This is a genomic window from Rhodococcus sp. NPDC076796 (assembly GCF_040702765.1).
In the GTDB taxonomy this organism is placed as follows: Bacteria; Actinomycetota; Actinomycetes; order Mycobacteriales; family Mycobacteriaceae; genus Rhodococcoides.
This window is the reverse complement of the sequence record NZ_JBFBMS010000012.1, coordinates 34,886-59,258: the sequence shown is the minus strand read 5'-3', so window position 1 is coordinate 59,258 and position 24,373 is coordinate 34,886. Positions and strand designations below refer to the sequence as shown.

Sequence of the window (24,373 nt, the reverse complement as noted above, 5' to 3'; positions counted from 1 at the left end):
GTCGGGTGGATCGGATGGGATTGGTGAGCGGTGGCGCTCCCGGGCATGTGCTGCCACCAGGAGCACCACCGCAGTTCGAGGGTCTACCGGTCAGCAGGACGACTTGTAGACGTACTGCGCACCGTCACCGTCGATGTTCTCGGCGGTGATGACGTGGAATCCGGTGGAGATGTCTGCGGTGACCGGCTTGTCGTCGATCGCAGCCATGGCCTGCTCGACGCCGTCGGTGCCGATGGTGTCGGGCTGCTGCGCGATCAGCGCCTGCACGGTTCCCTCACGGAGTTGCTTGACCTGGGCCGGGCCGGCATCGAATCCGACGATCTTGACCTGATCCTGCTTGCCCGCCTGCCGGACGCCTGTCGCGGTGCCCTCGGCTGCGAAGGTGTTCGCGGCGAAGATTCCGACGATATCGGGGTCCTTGGCCAGTGCAGCCGAGACCAGACGAGCAGCTTCGGCCGGGTCGTTGTGGCTGTACTGCACTCCGAGGTAGTCGAATGCCGAGTTGGCTCCGACGGCCTCCTCGAAGCCCTCGACTCGGGCATCGGCGGTGGAGACACCGGGATCGGTGGAGATCACCAGCACCTTGCCTCCGGACGGATTGAGCTGCTCGATGGCGTTGAACGCTTCGGCACCGCCGCCCTTGTTGTCCGATGAGATCGCCGAGACTGCGATGGACGGGTCCTCGATGGTGGTGTCGACCAGTACGACCTTGATGCCTGCGTTGGCTGCAGCAGCAAGCGGGGCCTGCATCGCCGCAACGTCGGTGGGCGCGATCAGAATGGCCGAGGGACGCGATGCGACAACGGAATCGACGATCGGCTTCTGCAGAGTGGGATCGAACTTAACCGGGCCCTGCGTGTCGACGGTGACGCCGGCCGCTTCGGCTGCCGCTTCGATTCCGCACTGCATGCTGATGTAGAACTCGTCGCCGCTGACCCCCTGGATGAAGGCGATCTTGCCGCTGCCGTCACCGCTTCCGGAGTCGGACGAGCAACCCGCCAGGAACAGGGCGGAGACCGAAGCGACACTCAGTGCAACGACGGCGGTGCGTGATGTGATCATGGTCGACTTTCTTGTAAGTGGTTGAAAGAGAGTGAGATCGAAACGAAGTGGGTCAGGTCCCTCGGGACCAGAGTTTCTTGAGCGAGTTGGGCGACTGACCTCGGCTCGCTGCGTCGCGTCGACGCTGATCGAAGTAGACCGCGGCGATCAGCACCGCGCCGACGGCAACCTGCTGCCAGAAGGGCTGCACTCCGACGATGACGAAGCCGTTCTGCAGCACCGCCGGAATGAACAGGCCGACGACGGTGCCGAACATGGTGCCGATTCCGCCGAAGAGGCTCGTTCCGCCGATGACCACTGCAGCAATGACATTGAGGTTGGTCTGGGACTGTCCTGCGATGGCGGTGGTTCCGTACTGAGACAGCGACAGGATGCCCGCCAGCCCGGCGAGGGTGCCCGAGAGCGCATAGATCTTGACCAGGTGCATGTCCACCTTGATTCCGACCCGGCGGGCGGACTGCTCCTTCGAGCCGACGGCGAACGTGTAGAGACCGAACTTGGTGCGATGGAGCACGATTCCGAAGATCACCACGAGCACGAGCGCAATGCTCGAGATCAGGGGAATCGTGGTGGCCGGCAGGTTTCCGTAGCCGATCGTATCGACCAGAACCGGTGGTACGTCACGGATGTCGACGCCGCCGGTGATGACCTGCGAGAGCCCGAGCGCACCGCCCAAGGTACCGAGGGTGACGATCAGCGGTGGCACATTGGCCTTCCCGATCAGGAACCCGTTGAGCAAGCCCCAGCACAGGCCACAGAACAGTGACACCACGATGCCGATCGTGGCCACTCCCCACCCGTCGCCGCCTATTGCGGCCATGGTCTTGGCCGAGACGACACCGGAGAAGACGAGCACGGATCCGACAGAGAGGTCGATGCCGCTGGTGACGATGACGAAGGTCATACCGATTCCGAGAACGGCCAGAATCGAGACGTTCTGGATGATCTGACGGATGTTGCCCCACTCGGGGAAGCTACCGGGAGCCATGATCGAGAAGACGATGCAGATCGCTGCCAACACCAGCACGATCTGAAATACCTGGACGCGGGCCAGCTTTCCGAGCGTCTCGACGACGTCGAAGCTGTGCCGCGACGGCTTGTGACTCGGTGGCAGCGGTTCGATGGACGGGGTGATGATCTGATTGCTCATCGCGTGGCTCCGGTGGTTGCGCCGGTCATCGCGCCGACGAGTTCTTCCATGGTCGTGTTCTTGGCGTCGAGGGTGGCGACGCGTTTGCCCATCCGCAGCACCTGGACGCGGTCGGCGACCTCGATGACGTGTGGCATCGAGTGACTGATGAAGACCACCGCCACTCCGCGGTCGGCGACTCTGCGGATGGTGTCGAGAACGTTGCGGGTCTGCACTACTCCGAGGGCCGCCGTCGGCTCGTCCAGGAAGACAACGCCTTTGGCCCAGGCGACCGCGCGAGCGATCGCAATGGCCTGCTGCTGACCACCCGACATGGCTCCGACGGGAACGGTGAGGCTGCGCACGGTGGCACCGAGCTCGTCGAGGGCGTCCTGGGACTGCTTGCGCATCGTGGACACGTCGAGGAACCCGAGGTGCCCCAGTAGCCCTTTCGCCGGCAGTTCGCGCCCGAGGAACATGTTCTGCTGCGCGTTCAGATGCGGCGCGAGAGCGAGATCCTGGAATACCGTCTCGATGCCGAGTTCGGCTGCGACGGTGGGGCTGTCGAGGTCGACCGCGGTGCCGTCGAACAGGATCTCACCGGTGTCCACCGCGAGACTGCCGGAGAGCGCCTTGACCAGCGTCGATTTGCCGGCACCGTTGTCGCCGATGAGGGCGACGACCTCGCCGGGGTAGATGTCGAAATCGGCGAAGTCGAGTGCGCGCACGTTTCCGAAGCTCCTCGACAATCCCCTCGCCTCGAGGATCGGTGTCGCAACAGGTGCAACGCTGGCCATGGATACTCCTTGGTCGAATCGAAAGCCGCCGGGTGCGGGATGGACACCCCCACCGGTGCCCGTGCAGCACGGTCGATGATCGTGGTCTGCGAGGCAGGTCGAGCTCCCTGCGGGGCTCGTGGTGTAAACGAGTGTGACCCACGCAACCCCCGTTGTCACGTGTTTCGTGAAAATTCATGTCACCGGTGACATGACACAAATGCTGCACACGGATCGCGCTGCACTGTCGAACCCCTATCGGACCGAGCGGTACCGTCTTCGAGCTGCATAAATGCTCGATCTGTTCGATTTTCGAGCCGCCGGAGGTGTACTGCGGTACCGTCCATGACACCGATGACATCAGTTTCGCTCAGCGGCCACATGACATCGATGACATGCCCATTCGGAACAGCAAAGGTAGACCTCATGGCGACGTTCGACGGCCGGAAGATCTTGGTGACAGGTGCCAGCGGCGGTATCGGCTCTGCAACGGTGCGTCGGCTGGTGGCCGACGGTGCCGACGTCGTCGCGGCCGGTCAGTCGGTGGATGGACTGAACAAGCTGGCCGACGAGACCGGCGCGCAGCCATTGGCGTTCGACCTGACCTCCGAGGACAGTGTGCGCGACGCCGTCGAGGGCCTCGAGCTCTACGGAGTGGTGAACTGCGCCGGCTTCGGCGGCGAGATCGCGACGCCGCAGGACACCGACATCTCCATCTTCGACAAGGTCATCGCCATCAACGCGCGCGGCGCTCTGCTCGTCATCAAGCACACCGTCCCCGCGATGATCGCCGCAGGCGCGGGGGCCATCGTGAACGTCTCCAGCCAGGCCAGTCTCGTCGCTCTGACGGGCCACATCTCGTACGGTTCGTCGAAAGCCGCTCTGGACAACATCACTCGGGTTTCGGCCCTCGAACTCGGTCGCCACGGAATCCGGGTCAACGGAGTCAATCCGACCGTAGTGATGACCGAGATGTCCGCGTTCTACTGGGGCCGTCCGGAGATCGAGGAGCCGTTCCTGGCGCAGATGCCGTTGGGTCGCTGGGCCACCGAGGACGAGATTGCCGCGCCGATTGCCTTCCTGTTGAGCGATGATGCTTCCATGGTGACCGGAGTGTCGTTGCCGGTGGACGGCGGCTACACCAGTCGATGACGAGCGGACGACGAGCGGACGGGGGTAAATCATGACCACCATGCAGGATGTCGCGGCACTGGCTGGAGTCAGCGCCAAGACCGTCTCACGGGTGTACAACAACGATCCGCACGTAGACCCCGAAACGCGCTCTCGCGTCACCGATGCGCTGAATTCACTGAACTACGTTCCGAACACGATGGCGACGTCGTTTCGCAACGGTCAAGCGGCGGCGATCGGTGTGGCCGTGCCCGATATCGACGATCCGTTCTTCTCCTCCATCGCACGAGCGGTGGAGGAGCGCGCCCGCGAGGAAGACATGGCCGTGCTGGTCACCAGCCTGGGGCACGACGGTGATCAGGAGCAGGCGCTGGTCGAGTCGCTGCTGCGTAGGCAGTTGAGCGGCTTGATCATCGCACCCACGGGCGCCGATCACGGCTATCTGGAGCGCTGGATCGACAAGACTCCGACGGTCTTCGTCGATCGCGGACCCGACGGCCTCAAGGCCGACAGCTTCGTCGACGACGACCACGGCGGGGCGGTGTTGGCCACCGATCATCTGCTTCGGCTCGGCCACACTCGCATCGCGGTCATCGGCGACAGTGCCAATATTCCTACCAGCCGGAATCGGCTCGAGGGGTATCGAGAGTCGTTGCAGGCCGGAGGAATCGAGTTCGACGATTCTCTCGTTGCGCTCGGCGTCATGGGCCGCGACGATGCACGCAGCGCCCTGACCGCCCTGACCGCGCTCGACGATCCTCCGACTGCGCTGTTTCTCTCCAACGCACGCGTGGCCATGGCCTGTGTGCCCGTTCTGCAGCAGATGGAATTGCTACATCTGGCATTCGTCGGATTCGGCGACTTCCCGCTGGCGGATGCCGTGCGGCCGCCGGTGACGGTGATCGACCAGAATCCTGCTCGGCTCGGCCGGTTGGCCATCGAGCGACTACTGGGCCGTATCGAGAATCCCGGTAAGCGCTTCAAACGGCGCAACATACTCGGGGTCGAGCTGATCGAGCGCCAATCGTGCACGCCCGGAAGCGATCACCGCTGCCCGTAGCATTCGAGTGTGTCCGCGACCAGCTGCACCTGCTGCTCGGTCGACAGTTCGGCATCGACCCGCAGATGAGGAACATGCGGCTTCTCCGCCGGGGTGTCCGTCGACCGATGTGCGTCGCGCGCTGCCCCGCGGTCGGCCCGTCGACGCGCCAGCAGCTCCGGCGAGCCGTCCACGTGCACGACCGACGGTGTGGCGGGAGCCAAGTGCGCGATCAGATGCTCCCATTCCGCACCGCCGGTGAGTTCACGGGTGAACGGAGCTACCAGGACGGGCCGCTGACCGATCTCCACGAGATCCCGGGCTGCGGCGAGCAACACTGCGTATCGTCCGGCACGAATCTGCTCCGAGTGCGGCCCTGGACTGTTCCAGTGCGGGCCGACCCACATCGAATCCAGTTGGTCGAGAAGGGGATTGGTCAGAGTGTCGAGGTCGAGCAGTGAAATGTGGAAGCGGCGCGCCAGCTCGCGTCCCAGGGTGGTCTTTCCACTTCCTGCAGCACCCGCGACGACCAGAACCGGCAGTTCATCGCGATAGATCACGGGAACGTCTTGACAGACATGAGGCATAGCGGGAATCATACAGGACAACGTTGTCTCGCACCCTTGCTACAGCGAACACAATCCCTCCGATCGAGAGTTCACGTGACCGAGCGCGCAAGCATCAAAGACGTCGCCGCATTGGCAGGCGTCAGCTTCAAGACCGTCTCCCGAGTCGTCAACGGCGTGGACACGGTCTTGCCCGAGTTGCGTGAACGCGTCGAGGCCGCGGTGCAGACCCTGAACTACGTCCCCAATTCGGCTGCGCGCTCGCTGAAATCGGGATCGGGAAACACCATCGGCATCGTCGTCGATTCCATCGACGACGTGTTCTTCGCATCGCTGGTCAGTGCGGTCGAGGATCGGGCTCTCGAACACGGACTGGCCGTCATCGTCGGCAGCACCGGGTTCGACGCTCACCGCGAACGTGACCAGCTGGCGTTGCTGGCCGGTCAACACGTGCGGGGCATCATCCTCGCGCCTGTCGGTGATCACAGCGACTTTCTCGTGCCTCGGCGTCGAACATTGCCGACGGTGACCATCGACCGTTCCATCCCGGGATTCGATTCGGTCATCGTCGACGATTACGGTGCCGCCAAGCAGGCCGTCGAGAAACTGGTCGAGGGTGGCCACACCCGAATTGCGTTGCTCGGCTTCGACGATCGACTCCAGACCGCACAGTTGCGCCGTGAGGCCTACTTCGATGTTCTCGCGAATCTCGGACAGAAGCCGGACGCAGCACTTGCTCCCCCGGTGTCGCACGCGGCTGACTCGGTGCGGCCCGTGGTCAAGAAGCTTCTGGCACTGCGTAACCCGCCGACCGCCTTCTTCGTCGCCAACGCGCGGCATGCGACGGCCGTGGTGTCGGTGCTGCACGAGATCGATCGCACCGACGTGGCGATGGTCTCGTTCGGCAACTTCTCGCTCGCGGATGCCGTCAGTCCATCGGTGACGTGCATCGACCAAGACCCCTATCGCATCGGCACACTCGCTTTCGATCGCCTGGTGCAGCGCTTCGACGATCCCTATCTCGAAGCGGAGCAACAGATTGCGCCCACCACGCTGGTGGAAAGACTCTCGCATGCACTCCCCCTACCCGTACAGAAATGAGACCAACTCCGTGAACCCCAGACTTGTTGCGGGACTGGACCTCGGGAGCACCGGCGTCAAAGTGCTCGTCACCGACGATGCCGGCACCGAAATGCTCATCGAGCAGAGTCCTACACCGTGGCGGCACGGCCGCGGCGGAACAACCGACCTCCAGGCCGAGGATCTGCTCGCCACCATCGCGAATCTGCTCGACGCCGTCGCGCGTCGACTGCCCGAGGTGACCGGCGATCCCGCGTCGCGCATCGATGCGATCGCAGTATCCGGAATGGGAGAGACGGGCTTTCTTCTGGATGAAGACAACGTTGTCCGCGCGCCGGCATTCGCGTGGTTCGATCCTCGAGGGCAGCAGCAGGTCGATGCACTGCCCCAGGATCTCCGTGACCGGTTCGCCGGCAAGACGGGCCTTCCCGTCGGCGTCCAGGTGTCGGTGGTCAAGATCGCGCACCTCCGCGACAACGGCCTGAACCTGGCCGGACTGCGATGGTTCAATCTGCCCGAGTTCGTCGTGCTGTCCCTCGGCGGCCGCGCGGTGGCCGACTACTCGCTCAGTTCCCGAACCGGCCTGCTCGATCAGGACTCCGGCGAGCCGTGGACAGAGATGTTGGCGCACTTGGGCGTCGGGCCCGAGTTCATCCCGCCCCTCGTCGACGCAGGCACGGATCTGGGAGTGGCAACCGGACGCGCCCTTCCCGACGCCATCGTGGGGGCACGGTTGACCGTGGCCGGCCACGACCACCTCGTCTCCGCCGTATCGGGTGGGGCAATCCCCCACGACCGCTATCACGTGTCGATGGGAACCGCCGAGGTTCTGCTGCGAGTGCTCGACGCACCGCTGACTCCCGCAGCGCGAAGCCGTCTGGCCGATCATCTGATCAATTCGGTGCGTCATGTGGTTCCGGGCCAACACGTACTCGTCGCCGGGGTCAAGACCGGACTGTTGATGCGACGAGCATTGCAGTTGTGCGACATCACCGACCGCGCCGGGCGTGACCTACTCGATCAGCGAGTGTGCGCGTTGCCTGCCGGCGGACCGTCCACCGACGGCGGGATCGAGATCGCCGGAGCCCGCAACGACGACGGCGTGCTGTCCATCACCGTGCGCACGGATGGGGTGAACGCGGCGGAGTTGTTCCGTTCGATTCTGTTGCACGGCAACGACGAGATCGCCCGCCTCATCGCCGCCCTCGACGCCGAGGTTACTCCCGCGCGAACCACGCTGCTCACCGGCGGCTGGGCGGGTATGGCCAGCGTTCGAGATGCCCGCGCGCAGGTGCTCCCCGATGTCTCGGTCTCCACTCGCGCCCAGGACACCGCCTACGGCGCAGCACTGTTCGCTGCGCGACTACTGACGCTCATAGAAATCTGAGCCCACATTTCTGCAGCGAGACAACGTTGTCCCACTTGCGTTCGACCCCACCACATCACCAGGAGAAAACAATGAACGAACTCACCACCCTCGAACGTCGCGGAATGGCCGCCATCTCCACCGCCGACGGCAACATGCTCATCGTCGCCGGAGATCAGCGCAACGGCATGAAGGCGGTCATGACGGACGCTCCCGACGGACCCGGCTCGGTCACGTTCGAGCAGCTCGCCAACGCCAAGGCCGATCTGGTTCGCTACCTCGGCAATTACGCCCCGGCGATCCTGCTCGACCCCGAGGTAGCACTGCCGAAGATCGTCGACGAGGGTGTGCTCTCGCGGGGCACTGCACTCGTCGTGGGCATGGATGCCTCGGGCTTCGAGGAGACCGACGGACTTCGGTACACCCGGTACGTCGACGGCGTCACCCCGCGCGTCGTGCGCGACCTGGGCGGCGATGTCGCCAAGATGCTCTTCTACATGCGCCCCGAACGCCAGGGTGTCGATTCCCGTGTCGCCGAGGAGATCCGCGACCTCGTCAAGGCATGCTCCGCCGAGGGTCTGCTGCTCATCGTCGAAATCCTGACCTACAAGCTCGAGGGCGAATCGGACGAGGACTACAAGGCAGGCTTCGGCAAGATCATCGCCGACTCCACCCGCATCTCGGTCGAGTGCGGTGCCAAGGTACTCAAGCTCCCCTACCCCGGCTCCGCCGAGGCCTGCGCTGCCGTTACCGAAGCGGCACAGGGTGTTCCGTGGGCCGTGCTCTCGGCCGGCGTCGACCACGAGACGTTCATCGAGCAGGTGCGCATCGCGGTGGCGAACGGCGCGCGCGGTGCGATGGCCGGCCGCTCGCTGTGGAAGGACAGCATGGCCGTCTCCGCCGAGACCCGTGAGGACCTGCTCACCAACCGCGCACTCCCCCGTCTGCGTGAACTGAACGAGGCCGTCGACAACTGATCACCGTCCTTCGACCGAGCCCGGACACTGCGTTTCGGGCTCGGTCGACGCCGTTCTGGGTAGCGTGAAGCCATGACGCACCCCTCCACGCACCTCGACATCGTCGCCGCTCCCGGCGTGTTCGCCGATCTCGCGACGGCGCAGGAACTGGTCGCCAGGGCGCTGTCGGCTCGAGGACTGACGGGCGGAATCGTCGACACTCCAGCGGGTTCCGACGAGGCGATCGTCGTTCCAGGGGGTGGCGTCCCCATCGACATGGCGTCGTACAGCAGTGTCGTTCGAGTCGATCTGGGGCAGTGCGAGGCGGACAGGTCCGACGGCATTCGCACACACATCCGGGGCCGCGGACTCGACGGCCTCCGGTTCGCGATCGACAGTGTGTTCTTCCACCGCTTCCACCCCGGGAAGATCCTGTCGTACGGAGATCACCCCGAGCAACGCGTCGAGCAGCGGTTGCCCGAGGGCGACGGCCCGTTTCCCGTCTCGATGCTGATCCATGGTGGATATTGGCGTTCGCGATGGGAATTCGATCTGATGGACGCGATGGCCGTCGATCTGACCGCGCGGGGGTACGCCACGTGGAACGTCGAATATCGTCGCCCCGACGAACACGGCTGGGATGCGACGACCGACGACGTCGCCGCCGCGCTGGCAGCGCTGGAGACCGCACCCGGCGATCTGGACCTGAACCGAATCGTCCTGATGGGCCACTCGGCGGGCGGTCAGCTTGCGATGCGACTCGCGGCCGACTCGGTCGGTAAGACCGTGAGTCCTGCTCTCGCAGTGAGTCTGGCCGGTGTTCTCGATCTTCGGGTCGGTGACGAGCGGTGGCTCGGTGAAGGTGCGGTGTCGACTGCGCTCGGTGCGCGCTTCGCCGACGCCCAGCAGACGTACGGGGCATCGTCGCCGATCTCGCGGCTTCCGCTCGGAGTCCCGCAGCTGGTGGTGTGTGCGGTATCGGACGATCCCAACCTGCTCGAGATCAGTCGCGCCTACTGTGCCGCCGCGTTTGCGGGCTCGGATTCGGTCGTCCCGGTGGAAGGACCCGGCGGCCATTTTGACGTCGTCGATCCAGCGTCGGAGATCTATCGGGACATGGTTCGCGAGGTCGACGCCCGGATGTGAGGTACCCGGGACCACCCGTCGGGGGAAGTCCGTAAGGTGCAAGGTGTGACGCGCAGCACAGCGACGTGTGTGCCGAGAACTTCAGGAGCGATATCGATGAAGAGCACCATGCAGGACACCCCACTGTCCATCGGCCAGCTGGTTCGATTCGGGACGTCCATCCACTCCTCGGCCGAGATCACCACCTGGACGGACACCGGTCCGACCACCGTGACCTTCGGGGAATTGGGCAGGCGGGCAGCGCAACTGGCGCACGGTCTGCGGTCGATCGGCATCGACGACGATCAGCGCGTCGCAACGTTCATGTGGAACAACGCCCCGCACATGGAGGCCTACATGGCGATTCCTGCGATGGGCGCAGTGCTGCACACCCTCAACATTCGACTCTTCCCCGAGCAGCTCACCTACATCGTCAATCATGCCGAGGATCAGGTGGTCATCGCGGATGCGAGCCTGCTGCCACTGTTGACGCCGTTGCTCCCGACGTTCGAGACCGTGCGTCACCTGATTGTCGTCGGGGTCGACCCGGCGCAGGTCACTGCACCCGACGGTATCGAGGTGCTGAGCTACGAGGACCTACTCTCAGGGAAGCCGGAAGAGTTCGACTGGCCTGAGCTCGACGAACGATCAGCTGCCGCAATGTGTTACACCTCCGGCACCACCGGCGACCCCAAGGGAGTGGTGTACTCGCATCGGTCGATCTATCTGCACTCGATGCAGGCGTGCATGACCGACGCGATGGCGATTGCGCAGTCCGACAAGGTGTTGGCCATCGTGCCGATGTTCCATGCGATGTCGTGGGGCCTGCCGTATGCGGCGTTGATGGTCGGTGCGTCGCTGATCATGCCCGACAGGTTCCTCCAGCCTGCTCCGTTGGCGGAGATGATGTCGACGCTGCGCCCGACGGCTGCTGCGGCGGTTCCGACGATCTGGCAGGCACTGCTGGAGCATCTGGAAGATCACCCGGCGGACCTGTCGAGTCTGCGTGACGTGGTGGTCGGCGGCAGCGCATGCCCGCCGAGTCTGATGCGGGCGTTCCACGAGAAGTACGGGGTGCACATCTCCCAGGCGTGGGGCATGACCGAGACCTCGCCTTTGGGTACCTCCGGCAAGCCCGACGCCGGGCTGTCGCCGGAGGACGAGTTCGACTTACGTTGCACGCAGGGCAGATTCGTCGCCGGGGTGCGAGCACGACTCGTCGACGATGCAGGCACGGTGTTGCCGTGGGACGGTAAGACCGTCGGCGAACTCGAGGTGCGTGGCCCGTGGATCACCGGCAGCTACTACCGCGCGGACGCAGACGACAAATTCGACGACGGCTGGCTGCGCACCGGCGACGTCGGCACCATCTCCGAGGGCGGCTACCTCCGGTTGACCGATCGGTCCAAGGACATCATCAAGTCCGGTGGCGAATGGATCTCGTCGGTGGAACTCGAGAATCAGGTGATGGGACATCCCGCCGTACGCGAGGCCGCGGTCATCGGCGTGCCCGACACCAAATGGGACGAGCGCCCTTTGGTGGCCGTCGTCGTCCGCGAGGGCGCTTCGGTGACAGCCGAAGAGCTCAAGGAGTTCCTCGACAGCCGCGTGGCTCATTGGCAGCTGCCGGAACGCTGGACGTTCATCGACGAGGTCCCGAAGACCAGCGTCGGCAAGTACGACAAGAAGCGACTACGCAACTTCCATGCCGACGGAGCATTGGACGTCATCGAGTTGGTGTAACGACACCGTTCACCGCACCGAGGCCGGCCGCCCCGAGCACCCGCTCGGGGCGGCTTTCTGCGTCCGCGTTCCGGCGCATACACCGTCGAGCGTCATTCCACAGGCTATTTGTCGAGGCTCGCTAAACAAACCATAAGTTCAACTAAAACTAGTTTTACTGGACTTCGGTATGTAAAGCATCAATCCAACCTTCTCGGAGTTTGCTACCGTTCCCTCGGGGTTCCGAGTAAGCGGAGTATGACGGGGCGCAAAGTTGCGCGGGGGTAATTGTGACCGATTCAAATCAGGTACTCGGGTTCGTGACGTTGGACGACAACTACGAAGATCCGTTCGAGTTGACGTCCTCGCAGTACGCGATGTGGCTGGCGCAGCAGTTGCATCCGCATGCCGCACACAGCGTGGCTCACTACATGGACGTCCGTGGTGACCTGAATTTCGATCTCCTCGTCGACTCGGTGCGCATCACCGCCGCCGAAACGGGTTCACTGTTGACCCGCCTGCTCGCCCCCGGCGACGGCCAGGACGGCCCGCATACCGTGCGTCAGTTCGTCGATGCGGCGATCCTGCCCACCGAACTCGAGTACTACGACCTCACCGGATCTCCCGACCCGATCGCGGCTGCACGCGAATGGATGAACGCGGAGTTCACGGCTCGGATCGACCTGTACTCGACACCACTGTCGAGGTCGGCCGTCCTGAAAGTCGGTCACCTACGGTACTTCTGGTACGCACGAGCACACCACACCGTGATCGACGGATTCGGTTCGGCAGTGGTCGCCGTCCGTACCGGCGAGGTCTACACGGCACTCGAACGCGGCGAGATTCCGCCGCCCCGCAAAGCGAGGCATCCGCGCGCGTTCGTCGAGGCCGAGGCGGCGTACCGCGCATCGGTGCGCATCGAGAAGGATCGCGCGTACTGGGCGGCAGTGTCGGCAGAACTCCCGGAGCCCGTGTCGTTCTCCGGACGCACGGCCGAACCGTCGTCGTTCAACCATCGGTGCGACAGAACTCTCGACCTGCACACCGACCAAGCCCTCGCCAGTGCAGCCGGAACGTACAAGACCACCGTCGCCGCTCTGGTGGTCGCGGCATTCGCGGCGTACCTCGCCCGGGCTACCGACACCGACGACGTCGTTCTCACTCTTCCGATGGCTGCCCGCGTCACCGCCTGGGCGAGATCCTCCGCGTCCATGACGGCGAACGCCGTTCCCATCGGTGCCCGTGTCGAATCGACGACCACCATCGCGGATCTGATCGACAACATCGGCCACCGCATCGGAGGTGCTCTACGGCACCAACTGCTCCCCGCCGCGGAGATCGCCGGCGACCTGCGGGCCTCGGGTGCCACGCTGGGACCGACCATCAACCCGATGCTGTTCGGTGACCGGATCCGGCTCGGCGATCTCGACGCGCGACTGGACCTGTTGACCTCGGGTCCGACGGCAGACATGGCCGTCACCCTGCACACGAACTCCGACAACGGGCAGATGCGCGTCGATATCGAAGGCAACCCTGCCACGTACGAACTCGCCGACATCGAGATGCACAGTGCGCGGTTCGCTCGATTCCTGCACGAGTTCGCAACCCGGCAACCCGACTGCCCGATCGGCTCCATCGGCGTGCTCACCGAATCGGACCGTCAACTCCTGCTGCACGAGTGGAGTGGCGGCGCGCCTGCTGCCCTGGCGACCCTGCCGGAGATCTTCGGCCGCGGTGTGCGTCGTGCGGCGGACCGTCCTGCGATCGTCGATGGTGACACCGTGGTCGAGTACCGCGAGCTCGACCGTCGCTCGAATTCGTCCGCGCGACAGCTGATCTCGATGGGGGTCGGTCCGGACGTGCCGGTTGCCGTGGTACTCCCGCGCTCGTACAGATCGGTGACCATGGTGTGGGCCGTCACCAAGGCAGGCGGTGCGTACGTACCGATCGATCCTGCGCATCCACTCGATCGCATCGAACGCACGCTGGCGGACTGTGGCGCGCACGTCGGCGTCACGACGCGGGACATGCTCGGCCGACTGCCGTCCGACATCGACTGGATCGTCGTCGAGGACGATCCCACGCGTGGATGCACCGACGGTCCGATCACCGACGCCGACCGCCTCGCACCGCTCACTCTCGATCATCTCGCGTACGTGATCTACACGTCCGGCAGCACCGGCATCCCCAAGGGCGTTGCCGTCACCCATCGCGGTATCGGACCCATCGCCGACGCGGCCATCGCGGCCCACGCCACGGTCGTCGGGTCACGGGTGATGCACTTCGTATCACCGGGTTTCGACGCCTCCGTGCTCGAGATGTTCCTGGCCTTCGGTGCCGGCGGAACCCTCGTGGTGCTGCCCACCGGGGTGTACGGCGGCGACGAGCTCGGGGCGTTGCTCACCGAGCACTGCATCGACGCCGGGTTCATCACGCCGTCCGCGCTGGCGACGGTCTCCCCCGCCGCCGGGTCGACGCTCGTCTCGATCGGAGTCGGCGGCGACGCCGTGCCGGCCGCGCTGGTCGACGACTGGGCTCCCGGACGGCGGATGGTCGACGTCTACGGCCCCACCGAGACCACGGTCGCGGTCACCCTCGGACAGCTCGAGGCCGGAAAGAAAGTTGCGCTCGGGCGTCCCATCGACGGCATTCGGGCGTATGTGTTGGACAGCCGACTCGACCCGACTCCCCCGGGATGTGTGGGCGAGCTCTACATCGGCGGGACCGGCGTAGCCCGCGGCTACCACGATCGACGCGGTCTGACGGCAAGCCGATTCGTGGCCGATCCCTTCGGAGGGGGCCGGCTCTACCGGACCGGTGATCTCGTGAGATGGACTTCCACAGGCGAACTCACCTACATCGGCCGACGCGACCATCAGGTCAAGGTGCGTGGGTTCCGGATCGAGCTCGGTGAGATCGAGGAGGCACTTCGCGCCCACCCACTGGTCAGTGACGCTGTCGTGGTCGTGCACGGCGACGGAGTGGCCCGCACCCTGGTGGGATATGTCGTCGCCGAGAACGATGCGGTGCTCAACCCCGACGAGGTGACCGCCTCGCTCGTCGGCGTTCTCCCCGCGTACATGGTGCCCCACCGCGTGAACGTGCTCGATGCGTTCGAGTTGAACGCCAACGGCAAGGTCGATCGCCGCCTGCTGCCCGAGCCCGTCGATCAGGTCGTGGCCGATCGGCGCGAACCCGGAACACCTCAGGAAGTCACTGTCGCCCAGGTGTTCTCGGAGGTACTCGACGTACCATCGGTGTCGGCCACGGACGACTTCTTCGCTCTCGGCGGCAACTCGTTGCTCGCCACCGTCGTCGCCGCTCGCCTCGCGGCGGACGGCCGATACCGCGTCGGCGTACGCGAGGTCTTTCTGCATTCGACGGTCGAGCGACTGGCCGCCGCCGTGATCGACCTCGCCGACGACGCTGGATCCACTGCACCGGTTGCTGTTTCACGCACTGAGCCGTTGCCCGCCTCACCCTCGCAGCGCAGCATGTGGTGGATCGAGCGCTACCAGCCGTCGGCCGCGTATCACATTCCGCTCGCTCTTCGAGTCAGAGGCGAGCTCGACATCCCCGCCATCCGGCTGGCACTCGACGACGTCGTCCGGCGCCACGAGAGCTTGCGTACCGTCTTCCGCGTCGAACCGTCCGAGGATGTGCCGCTGCAGCTGATCTTGGACGCCCCGAGCATCGAGAATCCGCTGCCGTTCGATGCCGTGACCATCGACGGAGCCGATGTCGATGACACAGCACTGCTCGACTCCCTGTCCGAGATCGCCACGCGCCCGTTCGATCTCGAACACGATCTGCCGCTTCGTGGCCGAGTGATCTCGCTACCGGATCGCGACGAACACGTCGTTGCGATCGTCCTGCACCACATCTGCGTCGACGGGTGGTCACTGGGCGTGTTGGCCGCCGACATCGGCGAGGCATACCGCGCTCGATTGGACGACGCTGCGCCGCAGTGGGATTCACTGTCCGTCCAGTACGCTGATGCCGTCGCCTGGCAGCGCACAGAGCTGGGAGAGGCCTCCGACACCGGTTCGTCGCTGAGCGCTCTCCGGACGTGGTGGTCCGATACGCTCACGGGCCTTCCCGACACCCGTCCACCGGGCACCATGCGCGCTCGACCGAGTACGCCGACCGGCCTCGGCGGAACAGTGTCCACGGTGCTGAGCTCGGACGCGAAGGCTGCCATCGATCGCCTGGCCGCGGGCACCGGGTCGACGGAGTTCATGGTGGTACACGCGGCATTGGCGCTGCTGCTGTCCCGTTCCGGTGCCGGCGACGATGTGGTGATCGGTACCGCTGTCGCGGGGCGTGGGCATCCCGACCTCGACCGCGTGGTCGGAATGTTCGTCAACTCGGTGGTCCTGCGCACCGAGATCACGCCGAGCCACTCCGTGCGCGAGCACGTGCTCGCGGTCCGAGGTGTCGACCTCGAGGCGCTCTCTCGCGGACACATGCCCTTCGACTCCCTGGTCGAACACCTGGACCCGGTACGCCTGCCCGGCCGCCACCCACTGTTCCAGGTCATGTTGACCGATCGCGTCACCCCCGATGTCGACATGGAGATCGGCGGCGGAGTCGTGAGCGCGTACGGCATCGACCTACCCGTCACCAAGTACGACCTCGAGGTGGTGCTCTCCCGTTCGGCCTCCAGGCCCGACGAGACGACGATCGTGCTGACCTACGCACGGGACCTCTACGACGAGCCCACCGCGGACGCGCTACTGCAGCGTCTGACATCGGTACTCGCCCAGATGGCCGCCGAACCCGACCGTCCGATCCACCGGATCGACGTACTGGTTCCATGCGAACGGGCGCGGCTGCTGCCGATGATCAGCGGTCGAGCCGATCCGGCCGGTGCGAGTATCGACCGGGCACTGCGAGACTGCGCGCGGCGTTCGCCGACCGCCGTGGCACTGGTGGAAGACGAACGATCCATGACCTACGGCGATCTCGACGCACTCGTCACTCGCGGGGCCGCCACTCTTCGAAGGCGAGGTGTGCGGGCCGAGACCAGAGTGGTCGGAATGTTGCCTCGCTCCATGGAATCGGTGCTGTGTGTACTCGCCGTTGCTCGCTCGGGAGGCGTGTACGTTCCGGTCGATCCCGCCTACCCGGAGGATCGCCGCGAGTTCATGGTGCGCGACAGCCGCGCCGTCGTCGGTCTCACGCACCTGCCCACGGATGGATCGAACGACTTCTGGATGTCGCTGGAATCGCTGTTCGCCCCTGCCGGGACGTACGGCCGGGACGCCCCGCAGGTGTCGCCCGCCAATGCGGCATACGTCATCTACACCTCGGGAACCACCGGCACTCCCAAGGGCGTCGAAATCTCCCGGCAGGCGTACTCCGACGCCGGGGCCGAGCTGGTACGCGCGTTCGGGGCCGACTCGCGTTCGTGCGTATTGGCCTTCGCCTCACCGAGTTTCGACGCGTCGATGCTCGAGATTGCGCTCGCGATACGCTCGGGGGGCACGTTGGCGGTCGCTCCGGCCGACATCGTCGGTGCGGAAGAACTGCAAGCGGTGATCGACGTTCATCGGGTGACGCACTGCTTCCTGACGCCGTCGGTGCTGGCCACCCTCGACCTCACCGGTCCGGATCTGTCGTCGATGACCACGATCGGCATCGGCGGCGAGAACTTCGGACCGGAGTTGCTCGCTCTCGCGGCGGCCGGACGTCGCGTCGTCAACGTCTACGGGCCGACCGAATCCACCATCTCCACCCATCTACCTGTTCTCGCCCCGACCCGGGACGTATCCATCGGAATGCCGGTCTCCGGCGTCCGCGCGACCGTTCTCGACACACGACTGTCTGCGGTACCGAGCGGCGTCACCGGCGAATTGCACCTGTCCGGTGGACAACTCGCGCGCGGATACGTCGATCGTCCGGCGCTGACGGCCACCCGATTCGTCGCTGATCCTTTCGGCCCTCCCGGGTCACGCATGTACCGCACGGGAGATCTCGCGTACGTCGACGGCGCACACGACCCGACGGTCAAGATCGTCGGACGCAGTGACTTCCAGGTCAAGATCCGCGGTCTACGAATCGAACTGGGTGAGATCGACGGCGTTCTCGGTGCGGCACCCGGAGTCGATCTCGCCGTGACGACGACGGCCACCTCCCCGTCCGGGGAGACGGTGCTCGTGTCCTACGTGCACGGTGAGGGCACCGTCGACGCCGGTGAGTTGACGCGGATCGTCCGCGAGCGGCTACCAAGACACATGGTGCCCGCCCGGATCGTGGTCCTCGACGCCATCCCGCTCACCCCGGTCGGCAAATTGGACCGATCCGCCTTGCCTGCAGTGTCGTTCGACGTCACCTCCGTCGACGACCAGCCTCGAACCGAACTCGAATCGACTCTGCTGCAGATTCTGTCCGAGATCGTCGACGTCCCGTCGGTGGGAACCTCGGCCGACTTCTTCGCCCTCGGCGGCACATCGCTGTCCGCGACGCGGTACGCCACCCGTATCGGCGAGAGCCTGGGCCACCACGTCCCGGTGCGGGCGATTTTCGACAACCCCACGGTTGCCGAGCTTGCCGCACACCTCGACACAGTGCACGGGGATTCCAGCCACTCGATGCCACAATCACATTGGCTCACCGAAGAATTGATCGAACAGATCCGCTCCACGCGAGGGTCGTCGATTCCTCTCTCACCCCAGCAGCAGGCCATGTGGATCACGAGCCGAATCGCCTCGACGGCAACGGCGTACAACATCGTGGGTGGCCTCCGCGTCACCGGTGCCTTCGACCCCCACGTGTTGGAAGCCGCGCTGAACGATGTGGTGCAGCGCCACGAGTCGTTGCGGACCACGTTCCCGACCACGCCGACGGGACCGGTGCAGCGGGTCTGGCCGCAGCGTCGGGTCGAGGTGAGCATCGCGGACTCGCGCGAAAGCTGCTCGCTCGCAGACCTTCTGGACCAGGCGGGTGCGCACCCCTTCGATCTGTCGATCGAACTTCCGGTCCGAGCCACGGTGTCGCGGACCGGGGACGACGAGTACGTGGTGGTCCTGGTCGTGCACCACATCGCCGCCGACGGTGAATCGATCGCCCCGCTGTCTGCTGATCTGTTGTTCGCGTACACCACTCGCGAGAGTGGCAACACCCCGGTGTGGCCGAGTCGGCCGCTGCAGTACGCCGAGTACCAGCTCGCACTCGAAGCCGCGATGACCGACGGAGCGCGAGCAACCGGCCTCGACTACTGGACGGAGAAGCTGCAGGGCGCACCCGTCGAACACGCCGTTCCGTTGGACATGCCGCGGCCGAGTGCTCCCACCGGGCGGGCGGCCACCGTCACGGTGTCGATGTCCGCCGAGGTACGTGCCCGGGTGAGCAGTCTCGCCCGGGCCCACCGATCCTCGGAATTCATGGTGGTGCACACCGCGCTGGCCGCGCTCACATCCGTCGGAACTTCAGCCGGCAGCACCACCGACGTCGTGATCGGTACACCGCACTCGGGACGCGGTGGCACGGCCCTCGATTCGATGGTGGGCATGGCGGTCAACACGCTGGCATTGCGCACCGGCTTCGCTCGGTCCGCGTCGTTCGCGGAGGCACTGGCAGAGGTGCGCGAGACCGATCTCGACGCGTTCGAGCACGCGATGATCCCGTTCGACGAGGTCGTGTCCGCGCTCGAACAACCGCGTCACCCCGCCCGCAATCCCCTCGTTCAGATCGTGCTCGCCGTACAGGATTCGCCGCCGCTCACGATCGACACCGGCGACCGAACCATCGCCACGATCGAAGCCCCGATCACCACGTCGGCGTTCGACCTCGTGGTGTCCGTCCGCCCCGTCCTCGACGGCAGTGCCGATGTACGCATCACCTACGCGCGAGATCTGTTTCTGCCCAGCACCGCTCGTCATCTGGGGCAACGATTGGTCGAGATACTCGATCGAGCTGCCGCAGCACCGTCGAGCACCGTCGGTGATCTGCTCGACGTGTCGGACATCGTTCTTTCGCCTCCCACGCTGGGCGCGCTGTTCGACGCGGCCGTCTCGCTCGATCCGGATGCGGTCGCAGTCGCTGCGGCAGACGGCTCGATGAGCTACCGCGAGTTGGACGATGCCGTTGCTGCCCTGGCTGATTCGCTTCGGGCGGCCGGTGCGGGGCCGGGAACCTGTGTCGCTCTCGCGGCGCAACGTTCCCTGGCCTCGGTCACCGCGTTCTGGGCGATCGCGCGAACCGGTGCGGCAGTCCTGCCACTCGACCCCTCGTACCCGAGCGAGCGGTTGCGCTACATCCTCGAGGATTCGGCTCCGATCCTGGGGCTGTGCGACGGCTCGGACGCCGACCTGCCCCGCGAGAGCGTGACGTGGCGATCCATTCGAGACATCGAGCCCGGCGATCGGCATCTGCCGCTGCCACGGCCGCATTCCGACGACATTGCCTATGTCGTCTACACCTCGGGAACGACGGGTCGGCCCAAGCCGGTTGCAGTCACTCATCGCGGGCTCGAACGATTCGCGGTGTCGCTGGGATTGCAGTTCGACACCGGTCCCAGGTCCCGGGTTCTGCATGTGGCGTCGCCGGGATTCGATGCCGCGATTCTGGAGATGCTGTTGGTGGTCGTTCGCGGCTCGACCTGTGTGGTCGCACCGTCGTCGACCTTCGCGGGTACGCAGCTCGGCAACCTGATTCGACGCGAGCGCGTCGACACGATCTTCATCACCCCGGCCGCACTGGGGACACTCTCGCCCGACGCATTGCTGTCGGTCACCACGATCGGCACCGGAGGTGAGGCGCTGTCGGCAGCGCTGCTGGACACCTGGGCCGAGGGCCGTCGCTTCGTCAACGCGTACGGCCCGAGCGAGTCGACGGTCGCGGCAACGATGGGTCTGCAGAAGACTGCGGTGGCACCGCACATCGGGTCTGCGGTTCCGGGCACGTCGACGCTGATCCTCGATTCCGACCTGCGCAAGGTGAACGGACCGGACATGGGCGAGCTCTACGTCGCGGGTGCCGGCCTGGCTCGGGGCTATCTGGGTCGGGCTGCATTGACGGCGACTCGTTTCGTCGCAAATCCGTACGGCGATGCGGGCTCACGGCTCTACCGAACCGGCGACCTCGTTCGCTCCGTCTCGACACCGGACGGTACCCAGCTGCGGATTCTCGGACGGTCGGACTCGCAGACCAAGATCCGCGGAGTTCGAGTCGAGCCGGCCGAGGTCGAGGCCGTGCTGTCCGCGAACCCGTCGGTGCGGTCCGCGGTGGTGCTCGTCGAGGACACCGCGACCGGCTCGTCACTCGTCGCGCACGTGAGCACCACGGACGTCGTCGATGTCGATCACCTCCGTGCGGATATGTCCGAGGTACTCCCCCGACACCTGGTGCCCGCGCGAATAGTGCTGCACGACAAGCTCCCCCTCACCTCACACGGAAAGGTCGATCGGGTCGCGCTCGCTGCGGGACCGGTGACGGCCGCCGTCGCTCGCCCCACTGCTTCGACGGTGGATTCGGTGCGGTCTGCTTTCGCAGGGGTGCTCGCGGTCGATGTGGACACCATCGACGCGGACTCGGACTTCTTCGCCCTCGGCGGCAATTCCCTTGCCGCAGTGATGGTGATGGATACTCTGCGTGAGCAGGTCGCCGATTCCGATCGAGATCGAGTGGACGTGACGTGGTTCTTCGACGTCGCGACACCCGACGCGATCGCAGCCCGACTCGACGCGCTGGGCCACAGCGGTGTCGCCGCCCAGCAGGCTCCGGTGACTCTGCGTGCGCGCTCTCCGTTCGACGTCCTGATACCGCTGCGCGGAGGATCGCCCGATCGGACACCACTGTTCTGCATTCATCCGGCCATCGGACTGGTCTGGAGCTACACCGGAATTCTTCCGTATCTGGATGCCGATACTCCTGTCGTCGGAATTCAGGCCCGCGGAATCGTGACCACCGCACCGGAACCGGAGTCGGTGAAGGAGATGGCACGCGACTACGTCAACGCCATCCGCATGGAATTCCCCGATGGGCCGTACCGTCTCGCGGGATGGTCGCTCGGCGGGCTCATCGCGCAGGCGATGGCCGTCGAGTTCGAGAAGCAGGGCGAGGCAGTGGAACTGATCGTTCTCGACGCCTACCCGCTGTGCGAGGAGACGGCACCGAGACAGGAGATGTCGGTGGCGGACCTGCTGCGCGAATTCGTGGGCGAGTTCGAGGTCGAGGACGATCTGACTCTCGACGATGCGATAGCTCTGGTACGCAGGCAGGGCGGTGCGGCAACGCTGCTCGACGACGATCAGATTCGACGCCTGTACGATCGATACCGTCTGTTCGTTCGCCTCGGCTACGAGCATCGGCCCGAATTCTTCGGCGGCGACCTCACGTTCTTCTCCGCGTCGCGCTACCGCGGCGTGCCTCGATCACCCTGGGAATGGCGACAATTCGTCGGTGGAACCATCGCAGATCATCCGGTTCCGACAACCCACAACGAGATGGGTACCCCGAAGGCCCTGGCCGCGGTGGCGCGCAGCATCGAATCACGCACGCCGGCAGCCGCATCGGGGCAGTACCGATGAGCGAGACAGTGGTCGAGGTACGGAACCTCGTCAAAGAATACGTGGGGCGCAAGGGCAATCACGTGGCGCTCAGTGGCGTCGACCTGGTGGTGCCTGCGGGGACGGTGACCGCGGTGTTGGGTCCCAACGGCGCGGGCAAGACCACCGCGGTGCGCATCATTGCCACCCTCAGCGCTCCCACGAGCGGATCGGTGACGGTCGCCGGCATCGATGTGGCGGAGAATCCGCGGGCGGTGCGCGGACTGATCGGATTGTCCGGGCAGTACGCCGCCGTCGACGGCCGACTCACCGGGTACGAGAACCTGCGAATGCTCGGTCGGTTGTACGGGCTCGGTGGGTCTCGGGCGCGTACGCGAGCCAAGGAATTGCTGGCGATGTTCCACCTCGAGGACGCTGCCGGACGGGCGGCGTCGACGTACTCGGGCGGTATGCGTCGACGCCTCGATCTGGCCGGTGCCCTGGTGGCGCGGCCACCGTTGGTGATTCTCGACGAGCCGACCACCGGCCTCGATCCGCGCAGTCGCGGCGAGCTCTGGGACGTGGTCGAAGAGCTGACCGGGGACGGCACCGCGGTGCTGCTGACGACGCAGTACCTCGACGAGGCCGAGCGGTTGGCCGACGACGTGGTGGTGTTCGACAAGGGCCGCGTGGTCGCCGAGGGCACACCGACGCAGCTGAAGTCCCGTCTGCGCGTACCGAGTGCACACGTACAGGTTCTCAATCCCAACAGTCTGAGAGTGGCGACCGAGTTGTTGTCCCGCATGAACGTGCGCACCGACCCCGCAACTGTTCGCGACGGCTGGTTCGCCGCGGACGCGCCGTACGGTTCGCGGTCGCTGATGCTGATCCTGTCCCGTCTGTACGGGACGGGCATCGACGTCCACGATGCGTACGTCAGTGCACCTAATCTCGACGACGTCTTCTTCGACCTGACCGGTGACGAGGATGCCGGCCGTCATCACATGGGTGCCCCGCAGGCCGAGAGGATCGTTCGATGACCACGGTGGCTGCGCGACCCGTTCGACGCGAGGGAATCGGAAGCTTCCTCATGGACTGCGCGACGATGACGCAGCGCAACCTGTTGGTGATACTGCGCGTTCCGCAGTTGCTGCTCGGTGCGACGGTGCAGCCGTTGATGTTCGTGCTGCTGTTCTCCTACGTCCTCGGCGGCGCGCTCGGCGGGAGCGAGTATCGACAGTTCCTGATGGGCGGGATCTTCACGCAGACCGTGGTGTTCAGTGCCGGGTTCACCGCCATCGGGCTGGCCACCGACAGTCGTGAGGGAATTGTCGAACGATTCCACTCGCTGCCGATGTCGAGGTTGGCGATCGTGCTGGGGCGCACTCTGACCGACGCGCTGGTATCGGTGGTGAGTATCGCGGTGATGATCGGTGCGGGATTCGTCGTCGGCTGGCGCATCAACGGCTCAGTCGGTTCTGCCCTGGGAGCAATCGCGTTGCTGGTGTTCTTCGGTTTCGCGATGTCGTGGATGGGTGCCGTCGTCGGATTGATTTCGGCCACAGCCGAAAGCGCCCAGAGCGTACTGATGATCATCGTGTTCCCACTGACCTTCATCTCCTCGGCATTCATCCCCTCGGCGACGCTGCCGGGGCCGCTGCGAATCTTCGCGCAATGGAACCCGGTCACATCGGTGGCCCGCGCCACCCGCGAGGCGTTCGGTAATCCCATCGCACCGTCGACGTTGATCAACGAACCGGTGACCTGGGCGTCGTCGAATCCGATGCTGTACTCCTTCATTGCCTCGATCGTGCTGCTGGCGATCTTCGTGCCCCTGACGCTGAAGGTCTCACGCGGCCGGGTGGGTTGATCTCGCGCTCACCGCGAGTTACACGGCTCTCACACGACATACGAATACCAGAAATGGTCTA

14 protein-coding genes are annotated in these 24,373 nt (G+C 65.3%); 10 read left to right on the top strand and 4 right to left on the bottom strand.

Annotation, left to right across the window (positions count from 1 at the left end; translation table 11 throughout):
- Positions 1 to 90: 90 nt before the first annotated feature.
- Genes AB0366_RS24125 through AB0366_RS24115 form a run of 3 tightly spaced genes read right to left on the bottom strand, consistent with a single transcriptional unit; the run spans position 91 to position 2,988 of the window.
- The gene (locus AB0366_RS24125; RefSeq protein ID WP_366246237.1) at positions 91 to 1,062 is read right to left on the bottom strand and encodes an ABC transporter substrate-binding protein; all 972 of its coding nucleotides are present in this window, start codon (positions 1,060 to 1,062) and stop codon (positions 91 to 93) included.
- 52 nt (positions 1,063 to 1,114) lie between these two features.
- A complete protein-coding gene (locus AB0366_RS24120; protein WP_366246236.1) occupies positions 1,115 to 2,212 on the bottom strand; it encodes an ABC transporter permease in 1,098 nt (365 codons plus the stop codon).
- Positions 2,209 to 2,988, bottom strand: coding sequence for an ATP-binding cassette domain-containing protein (locus AB0366_RS24115; RefSeq protein WP_366246235.1), 780 nt, complete (start codon positions 2,986 to 2,988; stop codon positions 2,209 to 2,211). The genes AB0366_RS24120 and AB0366_RS24115 overlap by 4 nt, the downstream gene beginning before the upstream one ends.
- Before the next feature lie 405 nt (positions 2,989 to 3,393).
- Here AB0366_RS24115 and AB0366_RS24110 point away from each other — a divergent pair, with 405 nt between their 5' ends.
- Together AB0366_RS24110 and AB0366_RS24105 are read left to right on the top strand one after the other, a co-directional pair.
- Entirely contained in the window at positions 3,394 to 4,119 is a 726-nt protein-coding gene (locus tag AB0366_RS24110) for an SDR family oxidoreductase (RefSeq protein ID WP_366246233.1), read from the top strand.
- Positions 4,120 to 4,150: 31 nt separating this feature from the next.
- Positions 4,151 to 5,158 (top strand): LacI family DNA-binding transcriptional regulator, encoded by a 1,008-nt coding sequence (locus tag AB0366_RS24105; protein ID WP_366246232.1) that lies wholly within the window; start codon positions 4,151 to 4,153, stop codon positions 5,156 to 5,158.
- Here AB0366_RS24105 and AB0366_RS24100 read toward each other — a convergent pair.
- Complete coding sequence (locus AB0366_RS24100) at positions 5,143 to 5,697, bottom strand: AAA family ATPase (protein WP_366246231.1); 555 nt, start codon at positions 5,695 to 5,697, stop codon at positions 5,143 to 5,145. The two genes, AB0366_RS24105 and AB0366_RS24100, sit on opposite strands and share 16 nt — an antisense overlap.
- Positions 5,698 to 5,799: 102 nt before the next feature.
- Here AB0366_RS24100 and AB0366_RS24095 point away from each other — a divergent pair, with 102 nt between their 5' ends.
- The 8 genes from AB0366_RS24095 (at position 5,800) to AB0366_RS24060 (ending at position 24,312) form a co-directional block, all read left to right on the top strand.
- Positions 5,800 to 6,804 carry a LacI family DNA-binding transcriptional regulator gene (locus AB0366_RS24095; RefSeq protein ID WP_366246230.1) on the top strand — a complete coding sequence of 335 codons (1,005 nt, stop codon included), beginning with the start codon at positions 5,800 to 5,802 and terminating at the stop codon, positions 6,802 to 6,804.
- Between the two features lie 10 nt (positions 6,805 to 6,814).
- Positions 6,815 to 8,170 carry an FGGY family carbohydrate kinase gene (locus AB0366_RS24090; RefSeq protein WP_366246229.1) on the top strand — a complete coding sequence of 452 codons (1,356 nt, stop codon included), beginning with the start codon at positions 6,815 to 6,817 and terminating at the stop codon, positions 8,168 to 8,170.
- A gap of 71 nt (positions 8,171 to 8,241) precedes the next feature.
- Positions 8,242 to 9,126 carry a hypothetical protein gene (locus AB0366_RS24085; protein ID WP_366246228.1) on the top strand — a complete coding sequence of 295 codons (885 nt, stop codon included), beginning with the start codon at positions 8,242 to 8,244 and terminating at the stop codon, positions 9,124 to 9,126.
- Positions 9,127 to 9,198: 72 nt separating this feature from the next.
- Entirely contained in the window at positions 9,199 to 10,251 is a 1,053-nt protein-coding gene (locus AB0366_RS24080) for an alpha/beta hydrolase (protein ID WP_366246227.1), read from the top strand.
- Between the two features lie 96 nt (positions 10,252 to 10,347).
- Positions 10,348 to 11,973 carry a long-chain fatty acid--CoA ligase gene (locus tag AB0366_RS24075; RefSeq protein ID WP_366246226.1) on the top strand — a complete coding sequence of 542 codons (1,626 nt, stop codon included), beginning with the start codon at positions 10,348 to 10,350 and terminating at the stop codon, positions 11,971 to 11,973.
- A 269-nt stretch (positions 11,974 to 12,242) separates the two neighbouring features.
- Positions 12,243 to 22,484, top strand: a complete 10,242-nt coding sequence (locus AB0366_RS24070; RefSeq protein ID WP_366246225.1) for an amino acid adenylation domain-containing protein — start codon at positions 12,243 to 12,245, stop codon at positions 22,482 to 22,484.
- A complete protein-coding gene (locus AB0366_RS24065; RefSeq protein ID WP_366246224.1) occupies positions 22,481 to 23,482 on the top strand; it encodes an ATP-binding cassette domain-containing protein in 1,002 nt (333 codons plus the stop codon). The genes AB0366_RS24070 and AB0366_RS24065 overlap by 4 nt, the downstream gene beginning before the upstream one ends.
- Positions 23,479 to 24,312, top strand: a complete 834-nt coding sequence (locus AB0366_RS24060; protein WP_366246222.1) for an ABC transporter permease — start codon at positions 23,479 to 23,481, stop codon at positions 24,310 to 24,312. Before AB0366_RS24065 ends, AB0366_RS24060 begins: the two co-directional genes overlap by 4 nt.
- Positions 24,313 to 24,373: the final 61 nt, after the last annotated feature.

Excerpts from the sequence above, each read along its gene's own strand:
- AB0366_RS24125 (WP_366246237.1), bottom strand. The coding sequence starts at position 1,062 with ATGATCACATCACGCACCGCCGTCGTTGCACTGAGTGTCGCTTCGGTC.
- AB0366_RS24120 (WP_366246236.1), bottom strand. The coding sequence starts at position 2,212 with ATGAGCAATCAGATCATCACCCCGTCCATCGAACCGCTGCCACCGAGT.
- AB0366_RS24115 (WP_366246235.1), bottom strand. The coding sequence starts at position 2,988 with ATGGCCAGCGTTGCACCTGTTGCGACACCGATCCTCGAGGCGAGGGGA.
- AB0366_RS24110 (WP_366246233.1), top strand. The coding sequence starts at position 3,394 with ATGGCGACGTTCGACGGCCGGAAGATCTTGGTGACAGGTGCCAGCGGC.
- AB0366_RS24105 (WP_366246232.1), top strand. The coding sequence starts at position 4,151 with ATGACCACCATGCAGGATGTCGCGGCACTGGCTGGAGTCAGCGCCAAG.
- AB0366_RS24085 (WP_366246228.1), top strand. The coding sequence starts at position 8,242 with ATGAACGAACTCACCACCCTCGAACGTCGCGGAATGGCCGCCATCTCC.
- AB0366_RS24080 (WP_366246227.1), top strand. The coding sequence starts at position 9,199 with ATGACGCACCCCTCCACGCACCTCGACATCGTCGCCGCTCCCGGCGTG.
- AB0366_RS24075 (WP_366246226.1), top strand. The coding sequence starts at position 10,348 with ATGAAGAGCACCATGCAGGACACCCCACTGTCCATCGGCCAGCTGGTT.
- AB0366_RS24065 (WP_366246224.1), top strand. The coding sequence starts at position 22,481 with ATGAGCGAGACAGTGGTCGAGGTACGGAACCTCGTCAAAGAATACGTG.
- AB0366_RS24060 (WP_366246222.1), top strand. The coding sequence starts at position 23,479 with ATGACCACGGTGGCTGCGCGACCCGTTCGACGCGAGGGAATCGGAAGC.